This is a genomic window from Kitasatospora sp. NPDC127116 (assembly GCF_042677365.1).
Taxonomy (GTDB): domain Bacteria; phylum Actinomycetota; class Actinomycetes; order Streptomycetales; family Streptomycetaceae; genus Kitasatospora; species Kitasatospora lactacystinica.
Genome location: NZ_JBHXTL010000111.1, coordinates 17979 through 33221, shown reverse-complemented (window position 1 = coordinate 33221; position 15243 = coordinate 17979). Strand labels below are relative to the sequence as shown.

The window sequence follows — 15243 nt, the reverse complement described above, 5'->3', positions numbered from 1 at the left end:
GGGGGGGGTGTGGGCGCGGGCCTGGGCCAGTGCTGTTTCACCGTTATTGTGGGGCTGGGCTGGGCCCGGGGGTGCGCGCGCCCGGGCCGGGTCGGTCCCCTCCCGCGCCCGGGCCGGCCCGGTCACCCGTCTGTGCGAGGTGATGTCACTTCTGCTCGCTGAGCGCCTTGTTGAGCAGCACGACGTTGACGCCCTCGTTGCCGAGGAAGCCGAGCGAGCGGCTCTCGGTGTACTTGTCGACCAGCTTGGTCACCGCCTCCACCGGCAGGCCGCGGTTCCCGGCCACCCGGTCGACCTGCTCCTTGGCGTACGCGACGGAGATGTGCGGGTCGAGGCCGGAGCCGGAGGCGGTCAGCGCGTCGGCCGGGACGCTCGCCGGGTCGACGCCGTCGAACGCGGCGACGGCGGCGCGGCGGTCCTCGACGGCCTTCAGCAGGTCCTCGCTGTTCGGGCCGAGGTTGCTGGCGCTGGAGGAGGAGGCGTCGTAGCCGGTCCCGGCCGCGGAGGGGCGGGGCTGGAACCACTTCGGGTCCGGCCGGGCCTCCTCCTTCGGGTCGTCCGGGTTCTTCTTCGGGAGGTTGAAGTTCTGGCCGATCAGGCTGGAACCGGCCTCCTTGCCGTCGGACGTCACGGGCGAGCCGTTCGCCTTGTCGGTGAAGGCGGCCTGGGAGATGCCGGTGATCAGCAGGGGGTAGGCGATCCCGAGGATCACGGTGAGCACCAGGAGTGCCCGCAGGGCGGTGAAGTGGGTGCGGAGGGTGGTCGGCAGGGGCTTGGACATGGTTTTCTCTCCTTCCCTGCGTCAGCTGAGGCCGGGGATGAACTGGACGATCAGGTCGATCAGCTTGATGCCGACGAACGGCACCACCAGGCCGCCGAAGCCGTAGACCCCGATGTTGCGGCGCAGCAGCGAGCTGGCGTCGGACGGGCGGTAGCGCACGCCGCGCAGGGCGAGCGGGATCAGGCCGATGATGACCAGGGCGTTGAAGATGATCGCCGAGGTGATCGCGGACTGCGGGCTGTGCAGGCCCATGATGTTGAGGTGGCTCAGGCCCGGGTAGACCCCGGCGAACATCGCGGGGATGATCGCGAAGTACTTGGCCACGTCGTTGGCGATCGAGAAGGTGGTCAGCGCGCCGCGGGTGATCAGCAGCTGCTTGCCGATCTCCACGATCTCGATCAGCTTGGTCGGGTTGGAGTCCAGGTCGACCATGTTGCCGGCCTCCTTGGCCGCCATGGTCCCGGTGTTCATCGCGACGCCGACGTCGGCCTGGGCGAGCGCGGGGGCGTCGTTGGTGCCGTCGCCGGTCATCGCGACCAGCTTGCCGCCCTCCTGCTCCTTCTTGATCAGGGCCATCTTGTCCTCGGGCGTGGCCTCGGCGAGGAAGTCGTCCACGCCGGCCTCCTCCGCGATCGCCTTGGCGGTCAGCGGATTGTCGCCCGTGATCATGATGGTCTTGATGCCCATCCGGCGGAGCTCGTCGAAGCGCTCCCGCATGCCCTCCTTGACCACGTCCTTGAGGTGGATGACCCCGAGGACGCGGGCCGGCCCGCTGCCGACCTTGGTGGCCACGACCAGCGGGGTGCCACCGGCCGCGGAGATGCCGTCGACCAGGGTGGCGACCTCGTCGCCGACCGAACCGCCGTTCTCGGTCACCCAGTTGGAGACCGAGCCGGCCGCGCCCTTGCGGACCTGGTGGACGCCCCCGGCCTCGTCCAGGTCCACGCCCGACATCCGGGTCTGGGCGGTGAACGGCACCCAGGTGGCGTGGGTCAGCTCGCCCTGGGCGCGGGCCCGCAGACCGTACTCGGTCTTCGCGAGGACCACGATCGAGCGGCCCTCCGGGGTCTCGTCCGCGAGCGAGGAGAGCTGCGCGGCACTGGCCAGTTCGTCGGTGGAGACGCCCGGGGCGGCCAGGAACTCGGCGGCCTGGCGGTTGCCCAGGGTGATGGTGCCGGTCTTGTCGAGCAGCAGGGTGTTGACGTCGCCGGCGGCCTCGACGGCGCGGCCGGACATCGCCAGCACGTTGCGCTGCACCAGCCGGTCCATGCCGGCGATGCCGATCGCGGAGAGCAGCGCGCCGATGGTGGTCGGGATGAGCGCCACGATCAGGGCGACCAGGACGATCATCGACTGCGGGGCGCCCGCGTAGGTGGCCATCGGCTGGAGGGTCACGACCGCGACCAGGAAGACGATGGTCAGCGAGGCCAGCAGGATGTTGAGCGCGATCTCGTTCGGCGTCTTCTGCCGGGCGGCACCCTCGACCAGGGCGATCATCCGGTCGATGAACGACTTGCCGGGCTCCGAGGCGATCTTCACCACGATCCGGTCGGACAGCACCTTGGTGCCGCCGGTGACGGCACTGCGGTCGCCGCCGGACTCGCGGATGACGGGCGCGGACTCGCCGGTGATCGCCGACTCGTCGACGCTGGCGACGCCCTCGACCACGTCACCGTCGCCGGGGATGATCTGGCCGGCCTCGACCACCACGTGGTCGCCGAGCCTCAGCGCGGTGCCGGGCACCTCCTCCTCGGCCCGGGTGGCGGGCCAGTCGGTGAGCCGGCGGGCGACGCTCTCGGTCTTGGTCTTGCGCAGGGTGTCGGCCTGGGCCTTGCCGCGGCCCTCGGCCACGGCTTCGGCCAGGTTCGCGAACACCGTGGTGAGCCAGAGCCAGACGGTGATGGCCCAGGCGAACACGGACGGGTCGGCTATCGCGGAGACCGTGGTGACCACCGAGCCGACCTCGACGACGAACATCACCGGGTTCTTGATCATCACCCGGGGGTCGAGCTTCTTCACCGCGTCCGGCAGGGACGCGAGGATCAGCTTCGGGTCGAGCAGGCCGCTCGCCGCTCTGTGCGGCGCGGCGGGCTCCGACTTGTCGGCCGGTGCGGGGTTGAGCGTAGGGGTGGACATCAGGAGGACAGACCTTCCGCGATCGGCCCGAGAGCCAGGGCCGGGAAGTAGGTGAGGCCGACGACGATCAGGATCACGCCCGACAGCAGGCCCACGAACAGCGGCTTGTGGGTGGGCAGGGTGCCCGGGGTGGCCGGGACCGGCTGCTGCTGGGCGAGCGAGCCGGCCAGCGCCAGGACGAAGACGATCGGCAGCAGACGACCGAAGATCATCGCCAGACCGAGCGCGGTGTCGTACCAGTCGGTGTTGACGGTGATGCCGCCGAAGGCCGAACCGTTGTTGTTGGCGGCCGAGGTGAAGGCGTACAGCACCTCGGAGAAGCCGTGGGCGCCCGAGTTGAGCATCCCGGCGCGCTCGCCCGGCAGGGCCATCGCCACGCCCGTGCCGACCAGCACGATCGTCGGCGTGGTGAGGATGTACAGCGAGGCGAACTTCATCTCCCGGCCGCCGAGCTTCTTGCCCAGGTACTCGGGGGTGCGGCCGACCATCAGGCCGGCGACGAACACCGCGACGACCGCGAGCACCAGCATCCCGTACAGGCCGGAGCCCACACCGCCGGGCGCGATCTCGCCCAGCATCATGTTGAAGACCGTCAGCCCGCCGCCGAACGGCGTGTACGAGTCGTGGAAGGAGTTCACCGCACCGGTCGAGGTCAGCGTGGTCGAGGCGGCGAACAGCGAGCTGGCGGCGATGCCGAAGCGCTGCTCCTTGCCCTCCATCGCGGCGCCCGCGGCCTGCAGGGCGCTGCCCTGGTGCTGCGACTCGGCGAAGGTCAGCAGGGCCACCGAGGCGACCCAGAACAGGCCCATCACGGCGACGATCGCGTAGCCCTGGCGGTTGTCCCCCACCATCCGGCCGAAGGTCCGCGGCAGCGCGAACGGGATCAGCAGGATCAGGAAGATCTCGACCAGGTTGGTGAAGCCGGTCGGGTTCTCGAACGGGTGCGCCGAGTTGGCGTTGAAGAAGCCGCCGCCGTTGGTGCCGAGCAGCTTGATGACCTCCTGGGAGGCCACCGGGCCGCCCGGGATCTTCTGGACGTCACCCGCGAGGTTGGTGACCTCGTGGAAGCCGTGGAAGTTCTGGATCACGCCGTTGGCGGCCAGCACCAGGGCGAAGACGATCGAGATCGGCAGCAGCAGGCGCAGGCTGATCCGGGTGAGGTCCACCCAGAAGTTGCCGACCCGGTCCGTCCTGTTGCGGGTGAAGCCCCGGATCAGCGCGGCGACGACGGCGATGCCGACGGCCGCGGAGACGAAGTTCTGCACCGCCAGGCCCGCCATCTGCGCCAGGTGGCCCATCGCGGACTCGCCGCCGTAGGACTGCCAGTTGGTGTTGGCGACGAACGAGATCGCGGTGTTCCAGGCCTGGTGGCCCTCCATCTGCGGAACACCCAGGTTCAGCAGCAGGTAGCCCTGGAGGCGGATCAGGCCGTAGAGGAAGAGGACCGAGACGGCGGAGAAGGCCAGCACCGAGCGGAGGTAGGCCGGCCAGCGCTGATCGGCGTCGCCGTCGACGCCGATCACCTTGTAGATGCCGCGCTCGACTCCGAGGTGCTTGGCGGAGGTGAGGAGCTTGGCGATGTAGTCGCCGAGGGGGCGGTAGCACAGGGCCAGCGCGCCGACGAGGGCGATGACCTGGAGCCAGCCCGCGAGAGTGGAGCTCATGTCAGAACTTCTCCGGGTAGATCAGCGCGACGACGAGGTAGCCGACGAGGGCGACGGCCACGATCAGACCAGCGATGTTCTCGGCGCTCACAGCTTCTCCACCCCCCGCGCGATCAGGGCGATGACGGCGAACACGGCGACCGTGACACCGACGTAGATGAGATCGGACATGGGCTCCACCAGAGTGGTTCGGGAGATGCCGCGACCTGGGCCGGAAGGGCTCGCGCGGCGCCGGCGGACGACCGGCAGATGCAGCAAACCAGCCGTCAGGGGCGCGTTATGGGGCCCTGACGCCCTCCATACGGGTGACGGCGCGACGTTGACGCGGCCTTGACGGGCGCTTCACCGGACCGAGACCGTCGTGATCGGGCCGAGATCCGGCGGGGGCGGGCGGGGGTGCGGCGGCGGTGGGCGGCGGTGCTCGTCGGGCGTCGCCGTGCGGGGACCGTGCCGGGAACGGAACGGCCCCGGACGGCGGTCTGCCGTCCGGGGCCGTCCTCCCCCGCTCCTGGTCACATCCGCATGCGCAGCCGGCAGACCACCGCGTCGGTGTGCCGCCGCAGGGCACGGTCGATCACGGCGCCGCGCCGGTTCTGCAGCGCCCGCTGCCACCAGCGGGCCGGCTCCACCTCGGGGATCAGCACGGTCAGCCGGTCGTAGGCGTGCTCCGCCCCCAGCTCGTTGACGAAGTCGGCGATCGGCCGGCCCAGCCGGCGGTGGACGTCCGGGATCTCCACCAGCGGCACCCCCGGACGCCACAGCTCCCAGTCCCGGCGCAGCGCCTCCGCGGCGGCCGGCTCGTGCACCACCGTCACCGCCATCACCTCGTCGCCGAGCGAGAGCGCCGCCGACAGGCCGTCCCGGGTCAGCCGGGTGATCGCGGTCACCGGGACGACGACCAGGCTGCGCTGCCTGGTCACCGGGCCGGGCACCCGGCCCAGCTCCAGCCGCTCGCCGATCCGCTCGTAGCTGCGGTGGACCGCCTCGAACAGCACCACCAGCAGCGGCAGCGCCACCACGATGCCCCAGGCGCCCTCGGTGAACTTGGTGCCGGTGACGACCAGCGCCGCGACGCCCGTGAGCAGCGCGCCGAAACCGTTCAGCGCGGCCTTCCACCGCCAGCCGGACGGCCGGTGCAGCAGCCAGTGCCGGACCATGCCGACCTGGCAGACGGTGAAGCCGACGAACACGCCGATGGAGAACAGCGGCACCAGGCTGTTGACGTCCCCGCCGGAGCCGACCAGCAGCGCCGCCGACACCGCGGCCAGGAACAGCACGCCGTACCGGTACACCTGGCGGTCGGCACGCAGCGCGAACACGTGCGGGAGGTGGTTGTCCCGGGCGAGCAGGTCGAGCAGCACCGGCAGCCCGCCGAAGGAGGTGTTGGCGGCGAGCCCGAGCAGCACCACGGTGGCGAACTGGACGACGTAGAAGCCGAAACCGTGGCCGAGCGAGGCGTCGGCGAGCTGGGCGAGCACCGTGACGCCCTCGACCGGCTGGAGGTGGAAGCGGCCGATCAGCACGGCCAGCCCGATCAGCATCACGCCGAGCAGGGCGCCGAGCGCGACCTCGGTGTGCTGGGCGCGCCTGACCCGCGGGGTGCGGAAGGAGGGGACGGCGTTGGCCACCGCCTCCACGCCGGTCAGCGCGGAGCAGCCAGCCGCGAAGGCCTTGAGCAGCAGCAGCGCGCCGACGGCGGTGGCGTTCTCGGCGAGCGCCGAGGCGTGGCCGGCGGCGGCCGCGGTGCTGGCCGGGCCGTCCCGGAACAGCCCGACCACGACGATCGCCAGGATGGAGAGCACGAAGACGGCGGTCGGCGCCATGAACCAGCGCGCCGACTCGGCGATCCCGCGCAGGTTCACCGCGGTGACCAGCGCGAGCACACCCAGGCAGAGCCAGACCCGGTCGTCGTACAGGCCCGGGACGGCCGAGGTGAGCGCGGCGACGCCGGCGGTGACCGAGACCGCGACGTTCAGGACGTAGTCGACGACCAGCGAGGCGGCCGCGGTCAGCGCGGTCCGGCGGCCCAGGTGCGCCTTGGCCACCGCGTAGGAGCCGCCGCCGTCCGGGAAAGCCGCGATCACCTGCCGGTAGGAGGCGACCAGCACCACCAGCAGCAGGGCGATCGCCGCGGTGACCGGCAGCGTGAAGCCCAGCCCGTACGCCCCTGCGGCGGCGAGCACCAGCACGATCGACTCCGGCCCGTACGCGACCGAGGCCATGGCGTCCAGCGAGAGCGCGGCCAGCCCGCCGAGCGCGCTGAGCCGGTGCCGCTCGTCGCCCGTACCGGTGTCCGGCGGCTCGGGTTCGGCCGTGACGGCCGGGGTGGTGGTGGCGCTGGACATCGGACGGACCTCCGCAGTCGGTAGTTGGTCCGATCCTGCGGTCCGCGCACCCGCCGCCCCGGCGGGCCCTACGCGTTCCTGACGCCGCCACGAGCGGCCTTGACGCGCCCTTGACGCGGCGGCCGCGCCGCGCCGGCCCCGTCCGGTGGCTGTTGGCGGGGGTGGGGCGAGCCGTTGTCCCGGCGGTCGCCGGCTGGGAAGACGATCAGCTCTGTCGAAGGACTCCCACCCCCGGCCCCCACTCTGCTGCCTGCCACCCGTAATTGCAAGCAATGTGCAATAAGTAGCCCAGCCGGCCCCGCCCCCCGCGGAACCGCCGGAACACAACGAAACAGCCCCCGATCCGCGTTTCCGCAGATCGGGGGCTGTTTCTCTATCCTGTGGCTGGTGCAGGGTTCGAACCTGCGTAGCTTGCGCGACAGATTTACAGTCTGCTCCCTTTGGCCGCTCGGGCAACCAGCCAGGATCTTCGTTTCCCGGGGTGTTCACCCCGTTCGACTTGGTAAACCATACCCGATGCCGGGGGGTGCTCCGCCACTCGATAGATCACGCAATGATCAAGGAACCGCGGGCGGGCGGTACGGGCGGGGCCGGTGTGGCGCTGGATAGGCTGGGACTCCGGACGCCCGTGAGGGCGGGCCGTGCCAGTGAAGCCAGAGCATCAAGGAGACCAACACCCATGGCCGACTCCAGTTTCGACATCGTCTCGAAGGTCGAGTGGCAGGAGGTCGACAACGCGATCAACCAGACCTCCCGTGAGATCGCGACGCGCTTCGACTTCAAGGGCGTCGGCGGCGAGATCAGCCGCACCGCCGAGAAGATCGAGATGAAGGCGAACGGCGAGGAGCGCGTGCGCGCCATCCTCGACGTCCTGCAGACCAAGTTCATCAAGCGCGGCCTGTCGCTGAAGGCTCTGGACGCCGGCGAGCCGCAGCTGTCCGGCAAGGAGTACAAGATCTTCGCCAACGTCAAGGAGGGCATCACCACGGAGGACGCGAAGAAGGTCGCGAAGATCATCCGTGACGAGGGCCCGAAGGGCGTCAAGGCGCAGGTCCAGGGCGACGAGCTGCGCGTCAGCTCGAAGAGCCGCGACGACCTCCAGGCCGTGCAGGCCCTGCTCAAGGGCAAGGACCTGGACTTCGCGCTCCAGTACGTGAACTACCGCTAGCACCGGCCCCGGCCTGCGGCGACGCAGGCCCCGAGCGGCTGCGGGACAGAACGGGGGCGCGACACCGGACCTTCTTCGGTGCCGCGCCCCCGTTTCCGTGCGCCGCTTTCCCTGCCCGCTCTCCGCGTGCCCGGCCGGCCGGCCGGCCGGAGACAGGCTCTAGCGCAGGAGCCATTCGCGGGTCAGTTCCATCACCTCGGCGCGGCTGCGGCCCTCGTGGTCGACGGCGACGAGGTGGTGGCCGATCCGGAGCGAGAAGCTGATCAGGCTGCGGACCTCGACGTCGTCCGGGTCGGGGCAGAACGACGCGTAGAGCGAACGCAGGTAGGCCATCCGGCGGTTGTCCACGCGGCGCAGGCGTTCGGCGACCGCTTCGTCGCGCCGTGCCCAGTCGCGGATCGCCAGGTCGACGGTGGTGCCGGTCACGGGCCCGTCGCCGCTGGTGGCGGCGATCGCGAAGAGCCGCCCGAGCCGGGTCCGGGCGTCGCCGCCCTCGTCCTCGACCTGGGCGATCACACCCTCGGTGACCTCCCGCTCCCAGGTGTCGAGCATCTCGTCGAGCAGCGCGCCCCGGTTGCGGAAGTACCCGTAGAAACCGCCCTTGGTGACGCCGAGCGCCTGGGCGAGCGGTTCGACGCGCACCGCCTCCGGGCCGCCGGCCGCGAGCGCCCGCAGCCCCTCCTCGATCCACCGGGCGCGCGGCGTCCGCGTCACGCCCATGCCGGGCTCCTCGCCTCGTCTCGTTCCACTGTGTCGCTCCTCACGCTCACGCCCTTGTGCATACGCCACCGTACACACGGGTCTAGCCTGGTTCTATACGGCACCGTACAGACAGGGGCACGCAGATGAGACTCCCCCGCACGGCACACACCTCCCGCCCGTGGCGGATCCACGAGATCGCCCCCGACTTCCGCCTGGAGGACGTGTGGGCCCTGCCGACCCCCGGCGGCCCCGACGACCTCGCCCGCCTGGTCGACCAGTTCGCCAACGGCACCGGCGCCCCGATGTCCGCCTCCCCCGTCGTCCGCCTCCTCTTCGCGGCCCGCTGGAAGCTCGGCGCCCTGCTCGGCTGGGACAAGCCCGACGCCGGCCTCGGCACTCGCGTCCCCACCCTCCGCGACCGCCTCCCCGCCGATCTCCGGGACGCCCCGCGCGGCCCCGACACCCGCTCCGCGCCGTTCCGCTCCGTCTACCTGCTCCACGACGAGTGGACCGCCGAGACGGCCAACCGCACCGTCCACGGCATCCTCCACCTCGGCTGGGTCGAGACCGCTCCCGGCAGCGGCGCGTACCGCGCCCAGATGGCCGTCCTGGTCAAGCCCAACGGGCTCCTCGGCCACCTCTACATGGCCGTCATCAAGCCCTTCCGGTACCTCGGCGTCTACCCGGCCCTCCTGCGCTCCATCGGCCGGCGCTGGCAGGCCGACTCGCCCGCCTCGCACTGACCGCACGGGGACGGGCACAGCCCCGGGCATGAGCGCGGGCGCAGGCACAAGCGCGGACACGGGCACGGGCACGAGCACGGACGGCGGCGGCGGCGGGGTCAGTCGGCCGGCTCCGCCCAGCCGCCGGTGCTGCGGTGCCGGCCCAGACCGACCGACTCGAACTCGTCCGCCCGGCCCTCCTCGGTGCGGGCGCCGATCCGCCGCAGGGCGCGGGAGATCGGGGTGCCCTCGGCCGGGGCTGGCTCGAACTCGCCGATGGTGAGCGGGCCGAGGGTGACCGCGCCGTCCACCCAGACGGCCGCGCGCTGGGTGCCGCCGCCACCGAAGTACCGCGCCTCGACGCGGGCGATCGGACCGGCCTTCGACCAGGCGGCGAGCCGGAGTTCGAAGCCGTCCGCGGGCCGGCCGGGCCCGGCCCCGCCGCCGGGCCTGCGCAGGACGCCGTCTCCCTGGAGCGCGGTGAGGACGGCGGAGGTGACCGGGATCAGGGCCAGCCCCTGCGCCAACGGCACCACCCGGGCCGCCGGAACCTCCGCCGCCGCCACCGTCAGCAGCTCCCGTGTTCCTATCAGCGCCTGGAGTTCGTAGGACATGCCGGACATGGTGTCCCACCGCACCGACAGACGACCCGGAATTTATGATTCCGTGCCCGGTCGGAGACCGTAGAGCAGGGTAAAGACGGTCACATCCAGCGCATCCTCGGCCGCACTCGGCCCTTCTTCGTTCAGTTCGTCGAAGATTTCGGCCAGTTGGGATCGCAGCCGGTCCAGCCGGTCCGGGCTGAGCCGCAGCGCGAAGTCCGCGAACAGTCCGGACGGCGGGCCCGAACCACCGGGCGGCCGGCCGAAGTCCAGCCGACCCTCGGCGATCCTGGCGCGGAAGTCGGACCGCACCCGGTCCATCGCGGCCACGACGGCCTCGTACGCCTCGGAGCGGGCCGGGGAGTCGGCGGTGAACATCTCCGGGGCCAGCCGGATCGCCCCCTGGGCGACCCGGTAGCGGCTCTCCACGATGCCCGAGACCAGCCGGGTGCCGGCCACCAGGACCAGCCCGGCCTTCTCCAACTGCTTGATGTGCCGGTAGAGCTTGGTCTGCGGCTCGTCGAGCGTGGCGGCGAGCTCCTTGGCCGTCAGCGGACGGTCCTCGGAGGACTGCAGCGCGCCGAGGATGGCCAGGCGCAGCGGGTCGGCCAGGGCCTTGAGCACCGCGACGTCGGACACCTGGCGTTCCTTGACCCAGGTGACGGGCTGCTGCTCGCCGCTGTCGGCGGCCTCCGGTGTGTGCTCGACCACGGGGCCAGCCTTCCAGATCGGCCGCTCCGTTCGCAATCACGCCCCGGTGAGCGCTCACCACCGAGCCATCAATCACCCTTGCGAAACCAATGACGCCTACGACATCATTCATGCATACGTGAATGGTTGCGGCAATCGCGAACGATGGGGGCGGGACATGACGGACCAACCGACGACGACAGCGGCGATGGAGCACCCCGGACCGGCCGACGCCCCGCCGTCCGCGCCCCCGCCGCCCGCGCCTTCCCCCTCCGCACCTTCGTCGCCCGCACCGCCGCCGCTCGTACCGCTGCGGCGCAACCTGCGGTTCCAGGCCCTCTGGGCCGGCCAGGCCTCCGCGACCCTCGGCATGGTGATCGGCGACACCGCCTTCCCCCTGCTGGTCCTCGCGCTCACCGGCTCCTCCACCTCCGCCGGAGCCTTCGGCGCCGTGCAGATGGCCGCCACCCTGCTGCTGGGCGTCCACGGCGGCGTGGTGGCCGACCGGGCGAACCGCCGGCGGGTGCTGATCGCCACCGACAGCGCCCGGCTGCTCGCCCTCGCCAGCGTCCCGGTGGCCCTGGCGTTCGGCCCGCCGAACCTGGTCCACCTGCTGCTGGTCGCCGCCGTGATCGGCGCGACGATCGCCTACAGCGGCCCGGTCCGGCTGCTCGCGCTGCGCTCGGTGGTCCCGCCGGAGCAGCTCTCCCAGGCCCTGGCCCAGGACGAGGCCCGGATGAGCGGCGCCTCGCTGGCGGGACCGCCACTGGCCGGGTTCCTGTTCGGGCTCGGCCACGCGGTCCCCTTCCTCGGCGCCGCGCTCGCCTCCCTGCTCGCGGTGACCGCCGCCGTCGCGGTGCGCTTCCCCAGCCCGCACGAGTCCGGGGACGCCGACCGGTCCACCGGGAACAGCGCCCTGGCGGGCTTCCGCGTCCTCGCCGCCTCCCCGCTGCTGCGGACCGCCCTGGCCGTCCTGCTGGTGATCAATCTCGCCGGGGCCTCCCTGCTGCTGCCCGTCATGGTGCTGCTGCGGGAGCACGGCACCAGTGGCACCGGGATCGGCCTGGCCCTGGCCGGCGAGGCGGTCGGGGCGCTGGCCGGCACCGCCCTGGTCGCCCGGCTGCACCGGCTGGCGGGCCCCGGCGTGCTGCTGCTGGCGGTGGCCTGGAGCGCCGTACCGGTCCCGCTGGCGCCGCTGCTGCCCGGCGGGGCGCCGACCGTCTTCGTCGCGCTGTTCGTGTTCGGCGCGGGCGTGCCGACCCTGCGGGTGATGCTCGACCTGCTGGTCTTCCGTCAGGTGCCGGACGCGCTGCGCGGCCGGGTGATCGCGGCGACCATGACGCTGCTCACCGCCGGCATGCCCGCCGGGAGCTTCGTCACCGGCCTGCTGCTGGACCGGTCCTCCCCCGCCACCGCGCTGGTCGGGATCAGCACCCTGCTCGCCGCCGCCCTGCTGGCCGCGACCGCGAGTCGCACGCTGCGGCGCGCCGTGTGGCCCGCTGCCGAGTCCGCCGCATCCGCTGAATCCAGCAAGTCCACCGATTCGGCCGAGTCGGCCGACCGGCAGGACTGACGCCCCGGGTCGGCCGCCGCTCACCCGCACGGCCGTCCGCCGCATGCGGCGGGCCCGGCAACCGGGTGAACTGGCCGGGTAACGCCCGCCCCCGAGGGCTTCCCGGGGCGGGCCGCGGACCCGCCGCGCCGGACCCCGCGCCGCCCGCGCGACCAACGCGCGGCTCACGCGGCCGACGCGGCCCACGTCCTGAGTCGCTGCGGCGCCGTACCGGAGGAGGACCGGAGGAGGAGGACCGGATGCGTTCCACGGACACGCCCCCGCCGGGCCCGCGCCCACGCCCGCCTCGCCCGGTGCCGGAGCGCCCACCGCATCGCCGTCCGGATCGCGCCGGTTCCTCCCCGAGAGCTTCGCCAACTCGACGAGGAAGTGATGGAGTTGACGTGATGGAGTCCCAGCAGCGCCCGTCCGGCCCCCGAGGAGGAACCGCCGTGCCCCGCCCCTTCACCGTCGAGGACCACACCGCCCGGATGTCCCGCGCCACCGCCGAGGCGACCGCCGCCGGTCTGGCCGGCCTGGTCGTCGCGCCCGGTCCCGACCTGGCCTACCTGTGCGGCTACTCGCCCACCGCGATCACCGAGCGGCTGACCGCCCTCGTCCTCACCGCCGGAAGCGAACCCGCTCTGGTGGTGCCCAAGTTGGAGCGCCCGGATGCCGAGAAGGCGGTCGGCGCCCCGGCCGTCGGGCTGCTCGACTGGTCCGACGGCGAGGACCCGTTCGCCACCGTCGGCCCGCTGCTCGACCCGGCCGGACGGTACGGCGTCTCCGACAACACCTGGGCGCTGCACCTGCTCGGCTTCCAGGCCGCGCTGCCCGGCGTCTCCTTCGTCTCGCTCACCGACTGCCTGCCGATGCTGCGCGCCGTCAAGGACACCGAGGAGCTGGACCGCCTGGCCGCCGCGGGCGGCGCGGCGGACGCCGCCTACCGGGGCATCCTGGAGGTCGAGTTCGCCGGCCGCCGGGAGACCGACGTGGCCGCCGACCTCGGCGCGCTGCTCATCCAGTACGGGCACAGCCAGGTCGACTTCACCGTGGTCGGCTCGGGGCCGAACGGCGCCAACCCGCACCACGAGGCCGGTGACCGGGTCATCCGTACGGGTGACACCGTGGTGCTGGACTTCGGTGGCCTCAAGGACGGCTACGGTTCCGACACCACCCGGACGGTGCATGTCGGCGCGGACGTCCCGGACGAGGTGCGCAAGGTGCACGAGCTGGTCCGACTGGCCCAGCAGACCGCCTTCGAGGCGGTGCGCCCCGGGGTAGCCTGCCAGGAGATCGACCGGATCGCCCGTCGGGTGATCACCGAGGGCGGGTACGGCGAGTACTTCATCCACCGCACCGGCCACGGCATCGGCACCACCACGCACGAACCTCCGTACCTGGTCGAGGGCGAGGAACGGCCGCTGGTGCCGGGCATGTGCTTCTCGATCGAGCCGGGGATCTACCTGCCCGGCCGGTTCGGGGTGCGGATCGAGGACATCGTGACCGTCACCCCGGCCGGCGGCCGACGCTTCAACAACACCCCGCACGAGCTGGGCATCGTGTCCTGACCCGCGCCTGACCGTGCGTCGAACCACCTGTCGAACCACCAGTCGAATTCACCTGTCGAACCGGGTGTCGACCGGATCGGACGTTCTTACGATCCAGTCATATTTCACCCAGAGTCCTCCAAGTTTGGGTTGCTAGTTTCGGTGCGCATGACCAAGACCCTCCCCCCGGCCCCGCACGACGCGCGGGCCGGGCAGCCACGCCCGGTGCCTCCGCCCCGCCCACGCGTGACGGGCTGGTCGAGACTCCGGTGGCTGGCCTGGCCGCTCTACCTGACGTGCCTCCTCTGGTTCCTGCGCACCGAGGGCATCCCCGCGGCCAACGACGTGCTGTTCCTCTGGCTCATCGCCGCCCTGCTGACCGCCGCCGTGCACAGCGGGCACGGCCCCCGCGGCTTCCTCCTGGTCCTGCGCGACTGGGTCCCGGTGATGGCCGTGGTGTGGGCGTACTCACTGCTGCGCGGCTACGGCGCCCACACCCCGTGGGCCCCGCACTGGCTGCCGCAGCTGCGGTTCGACGAGGTGCTCGGCTTCGGCGAGACCTGGACCGTCCGGCTCCAGCACGCGCTCTACACCGCTGGCTCACCGCACTGGTACGACTACGCCGCGGTGACCGTCTACCTCTCGCACTTCTTCGTGGTCTTCCTGCTGCTCGCGGTGCTCTGGCGGCGCGCGCACCACCGCTTCCGGCAGCTGCTCGCCGCCTACCTGACGCTCACCTTCGCCGGCTTCGCCACCTACCTCCTCTACCCGGCCGACCCGCCGTGGCTGGTCTCCCAGGAGGGCAACCTGCCGCACCTGTCCCGGGTGGTCTGGGAAGTGATCTCGGTGAGCGGGCTGCCGCAGGCCGACTCCCTGCTGGAGAACGGCAGTCAGTTCGCCAACGACGTCGCCGCGATGCCCTCGCTGCACTCCGCCTACCCGGCGATGCTGCTGTTCTTCTTCTGGCCCACCGCCAAGCGCTGGCTGCGGGCCGTGCTGGTCGCCTATCCGCTCGCGATGACCTTCACCCTGGTCTACGGCGCGGAGCACTTCATCATCGACGTCTTCGTCGGCTGGGCCTACGCGGCCGTGGTGGTGTTCGGCCTGCGCCGGCTGCGCAACCGCCGGGCGGCCGCCGCGACTTCGGGGCCGGCCCCGGCCCCGGGCCCGGCGCAGGACACGGCCGAGCGCGCGGCCGGGCTCACCGCCGAGGACGCGGCCGAGGAGATCGCCAGGGACGCCGCCGAGCGCGCGGCGAAGGAGGCGAAGGACACGGCGAAGGACGCGGCCAAGGGCACGGCAGACTTGGCCGGGTGAATCCGAGCGCACCG

The 15243-nt window shown here is 72.1% G+C and carries 13 protein-coding genes and 1 tRNA gene; 5 read left to right on the top strand and 9 right to left on the bottom strand.

Going from position 1 to position 15243, the window contains the following annotated elements; all coding sequences use genetic code 11:
- Positions 1–145: 145 nt before the first annotated feature.
- The 6 genes from kdpC to ACFVHV_RS33110 form a co-directional block, all read right to left on the bottom strand.
- Positions 146–781: a potassium-transporting ATPase subunit KdpC gene (gene kdpC / locus ACFVHV_RS33135; RefSeq protein WP_359897557.1), complete on the bottom strand. Its 636-nt coding sequence runs from the start codon at positions 779–781 to the stop codon at positions 146–148.
- 21 nt (positions 782–802) lie between these two features.
- Entirely contained in the window at positions 803–2917 is a 2115-nt protein-coding gene (gene kdpB / locus ACFVHV_RS33130; protein WP_380356135.1) for a potassium-transporting ATPase subunit KdpB, read from the bottom strand.
- Positions 2917–4581 (bottom strand): potassium-transporting ATPase subunit KdpA, encoded by a 1665-nt coding sequence (gene kdpA / locus ACFVHV_RS33125; protein ID WP_359897559.1) that lies wholly within the window; start codon positions 4579–4581, stop codon positions 2917–2919. Before kdpA ends, kdpB begins: the two co-directional genes overlap by 1 nt.
- Before the next feature lies 1 nt (position 4582).
- Positions 4583–4672, bottom strand: a complete 90-nt coding sequence (kdpF, locus tag ACFVHV_RS33120) for a K(+)-transporting ATPase subunit F (RefSeq protein WP_097237446.1) — start codon at positions 4670–4672, stop codon at positions 4583–4585.
- 421 nt (positions 4673–5093) lie between these two features.
- Positions 5094–6926: an APC family permease gene (locus ACFVHV_RS33115; RefSeq protein WP_380356132.1), complete on the bottom strand. Its 1833-nt coding sequence runs from the start codon at positions 6924–6926 to the stop codon at positions 5094–5096.
- 381 nt (positions 6927–7307) lie between these two features.
- Positions 7308–7388, bottom strand: a tRNA-Tyr gene (locus ACFVHV_RS33110).
- Positions 7389–7605: 217 nt separating this feature from the next.
- Here ACFVHV_RS33110 and ACFVHV_RS33105 point away from each other — a divergent pair.
- On the top strand, positions 7606–8094 hold the full coding sequence (locus ACFVHV_RS33105) for a YajQ family cyclic di-GMP-binding protein (RefSeq protein WP_359897561.1): 489 nt from the start codon (positions 7606–7608) through the stop codon (positions 8092–8094).
- 159 nt (positions 8095–8253) lie between these two features.
- Here ACFVHV_RS33105 and ACFVHV_RS33100 read toward each other — a convergent pair whose 3' ends face one another.
- The gene (locus ACFVHV_RS33100; RefSeq protein ID WP_359897562.1) at positions 8254–8814 is read right to left on the bottom strand and encodes a TetR/AcrR family transcriptional regulator; all 561 of its coding nucleotides are present in this window, start codon (positions 8812–8814) and stop codon (positions 8254–8256) included.
- A 125-nt stretch (positions 8815–8939) separates the two neighbouring features.
- On the opposite strand from ACFVHV_RS33100, the gene ACFVHV_RS33095 reads away from it, so the two are divergent.
- Positions 8940–9539: a DUF2867 domain-containing protein gene (locus ACFVHV_RS33095; RefSeq protein ID WP_380356129.1), complete on the top strand. Its 600-nt coding sequence runs from the start codon at positions 8940–8942 to the stop codon at positions 9537–9539.
- A 98-nt stretch (positions 9540–9637) separates the two neighbouring features.
- On the opposite strand, the gene ACFVHV_RS33090 is transcribed toward ACFVHV_RS33095, so the two are convergent.
- Both ACFVHV_RS33090 and ACFVHV_RS33085 read right to left on the bottom strand, forming a co-directional pair.
- Positions 9638–10132 (bottom strand): hypothetical protein, encoded by a 495-nt coding sequence (locus tag ACFVHV_RS33090; RefSeq protein WP_380356127.1) that lies wholly within the window; start codon positions 10130–10132, stop codon positions 9638–9640.
- A 42-nt stretch (positions 10133–10174) separates the two neighbouring features.
- Positions 10175–10831: a helix-turn-helix domain-containing protein gene (locus ACFVHV_RS33085; RefSeq protein ID WP_359897566.1), complete on the bottom strand. Its 657-nt coding sequence runs from the start codon at positions 10829–10831 to the stop codon at positions 10175–10177.
- Between the two features lie 157 nt (positions 10832–10988).
- On the opposite strand from ACFVHV_RS33085, the gene ACFVHV_RS33080 reads away from it, so the two are divergent.
- The 3 genes from ACFVHV_RS33080 (at position 10989) to ACFVHV_RS33070 (ending at position 15229) form a co-directional block, all read left to right on the top strand.
- On the top strand, positions 10989–12383 hold the full coding sequence (locus ACFVHV_RS33080) for an MFS transporter (protein ID WP_380356124.1): 1395 nt from the start codon (positions 10989–10991) through the stop codon (positions 12381–12383).
- A 386-nt stretch (positions 12384–12769) separates the two neighbouring features.
- Positions 12770–13933: a Xaa-Pro peptidase family protein gene (locus tag ACFVHV_RS33075; protein ID WP_359897589.1), complete on the top strand. Its 1164-nt coding sequence runs from the start codon at positions 12770–12772 to the stop codon at positions 13931–13933.
- A 147-nt stretch (positions 13934–14080) separates the two neighbouring features.
- Positions 14081–15229 (top strand): phosphatase PAP2 family protein, encoded by a 1149-nt coding sequence (locus tag ACFVHV_RS33070; RefSeq protein WP_380356121.1) that lies wholly within the window; start codon positions 14081–14083, stop codon positions 15227–15229.
- Positions 15230–15243 lie beyond the last annotated feature (14 nt).

Bases quoted from the DNA above. Each gene is read 5' to 3' on its own strand.
- kdpC (WP_359897557.1), bottom strand. From the start codon at position 781: ATGTCCAAGCCCCTGCCGACCACCCTCCGCACCCACTTCACCGCCCTG.
- kdpB (WP_380356135.1), bottom strand. From the start codon at position 2,917: ATGTCCACCCCTACGCTCAACCCCGCACCGGCCGACAAGTCGGAGCCC.
- kdpA (WP_359897559.1), bottom strand. From the start codon at position 4,581: ATGAGCTCCACTCTCGCGGGCTGGCTCCAGGTCATCGCCCTCGTCGGC.
- ACFVHV_RS33115 (WP_380356132.1), bottom strand. From the start codon at position 6,926: ATGTCCAGCGCCACCACCACCCCGGCCGTCACGGCCGAACCCGAGCCG.
- ACFVHV_RS33105 (WP_359897561.1), top strand. From the start codon at position 7,606: ATGGCCGACTCCAGTTTCGACATCGTCTCGAAGGTCGAGTGGCAGGAG.
- ACFVHV_RS33100 (WP_359897562.1), bottom strand. From the start codon at position 8,814: ATGGGCGTGACGCGGACGCCGCGCGCCCGGTGGATCGAGGAGGGGCTG.
- ACFVHV_RS33095 (WP_380356129.1), top strand. From the start codon at position 8,940: ATGAGACTCCCCCGCACGGCACACACCTCCCGCCCGTGGCGGATCCAC.
- ACFVHV_RS33090 (WP_380356127.1), bottom strand. From the start codon at position 10,132: ATGTCCTACGAACTCCAGGCGCTGATAGGAACACGGGAGCTGCTGACG.
- ACFVHV_RS33080 (WP_380356124.1), top strand. From the start codon at position 10,989: ATGACGGACCAACCGACGACGACAGCGGCGATGGAGCACCCCGGACCG.
- ACFVHV_RS33075 (WP_359897589.1), top strand. From the start codon at position 12,770: ATGGAGTCCCAGCAGCGCCCGTCCGGCCCCCGAGGAGGAACCGCCGTG.
- ACFVHV_RS33070 (WP_380356121.1), top strand. From the start codon at position 14,081: ATGACCAAGACCCTCCCCCCGGCCCCGCACGACGCGCGGGCCGGGCAG.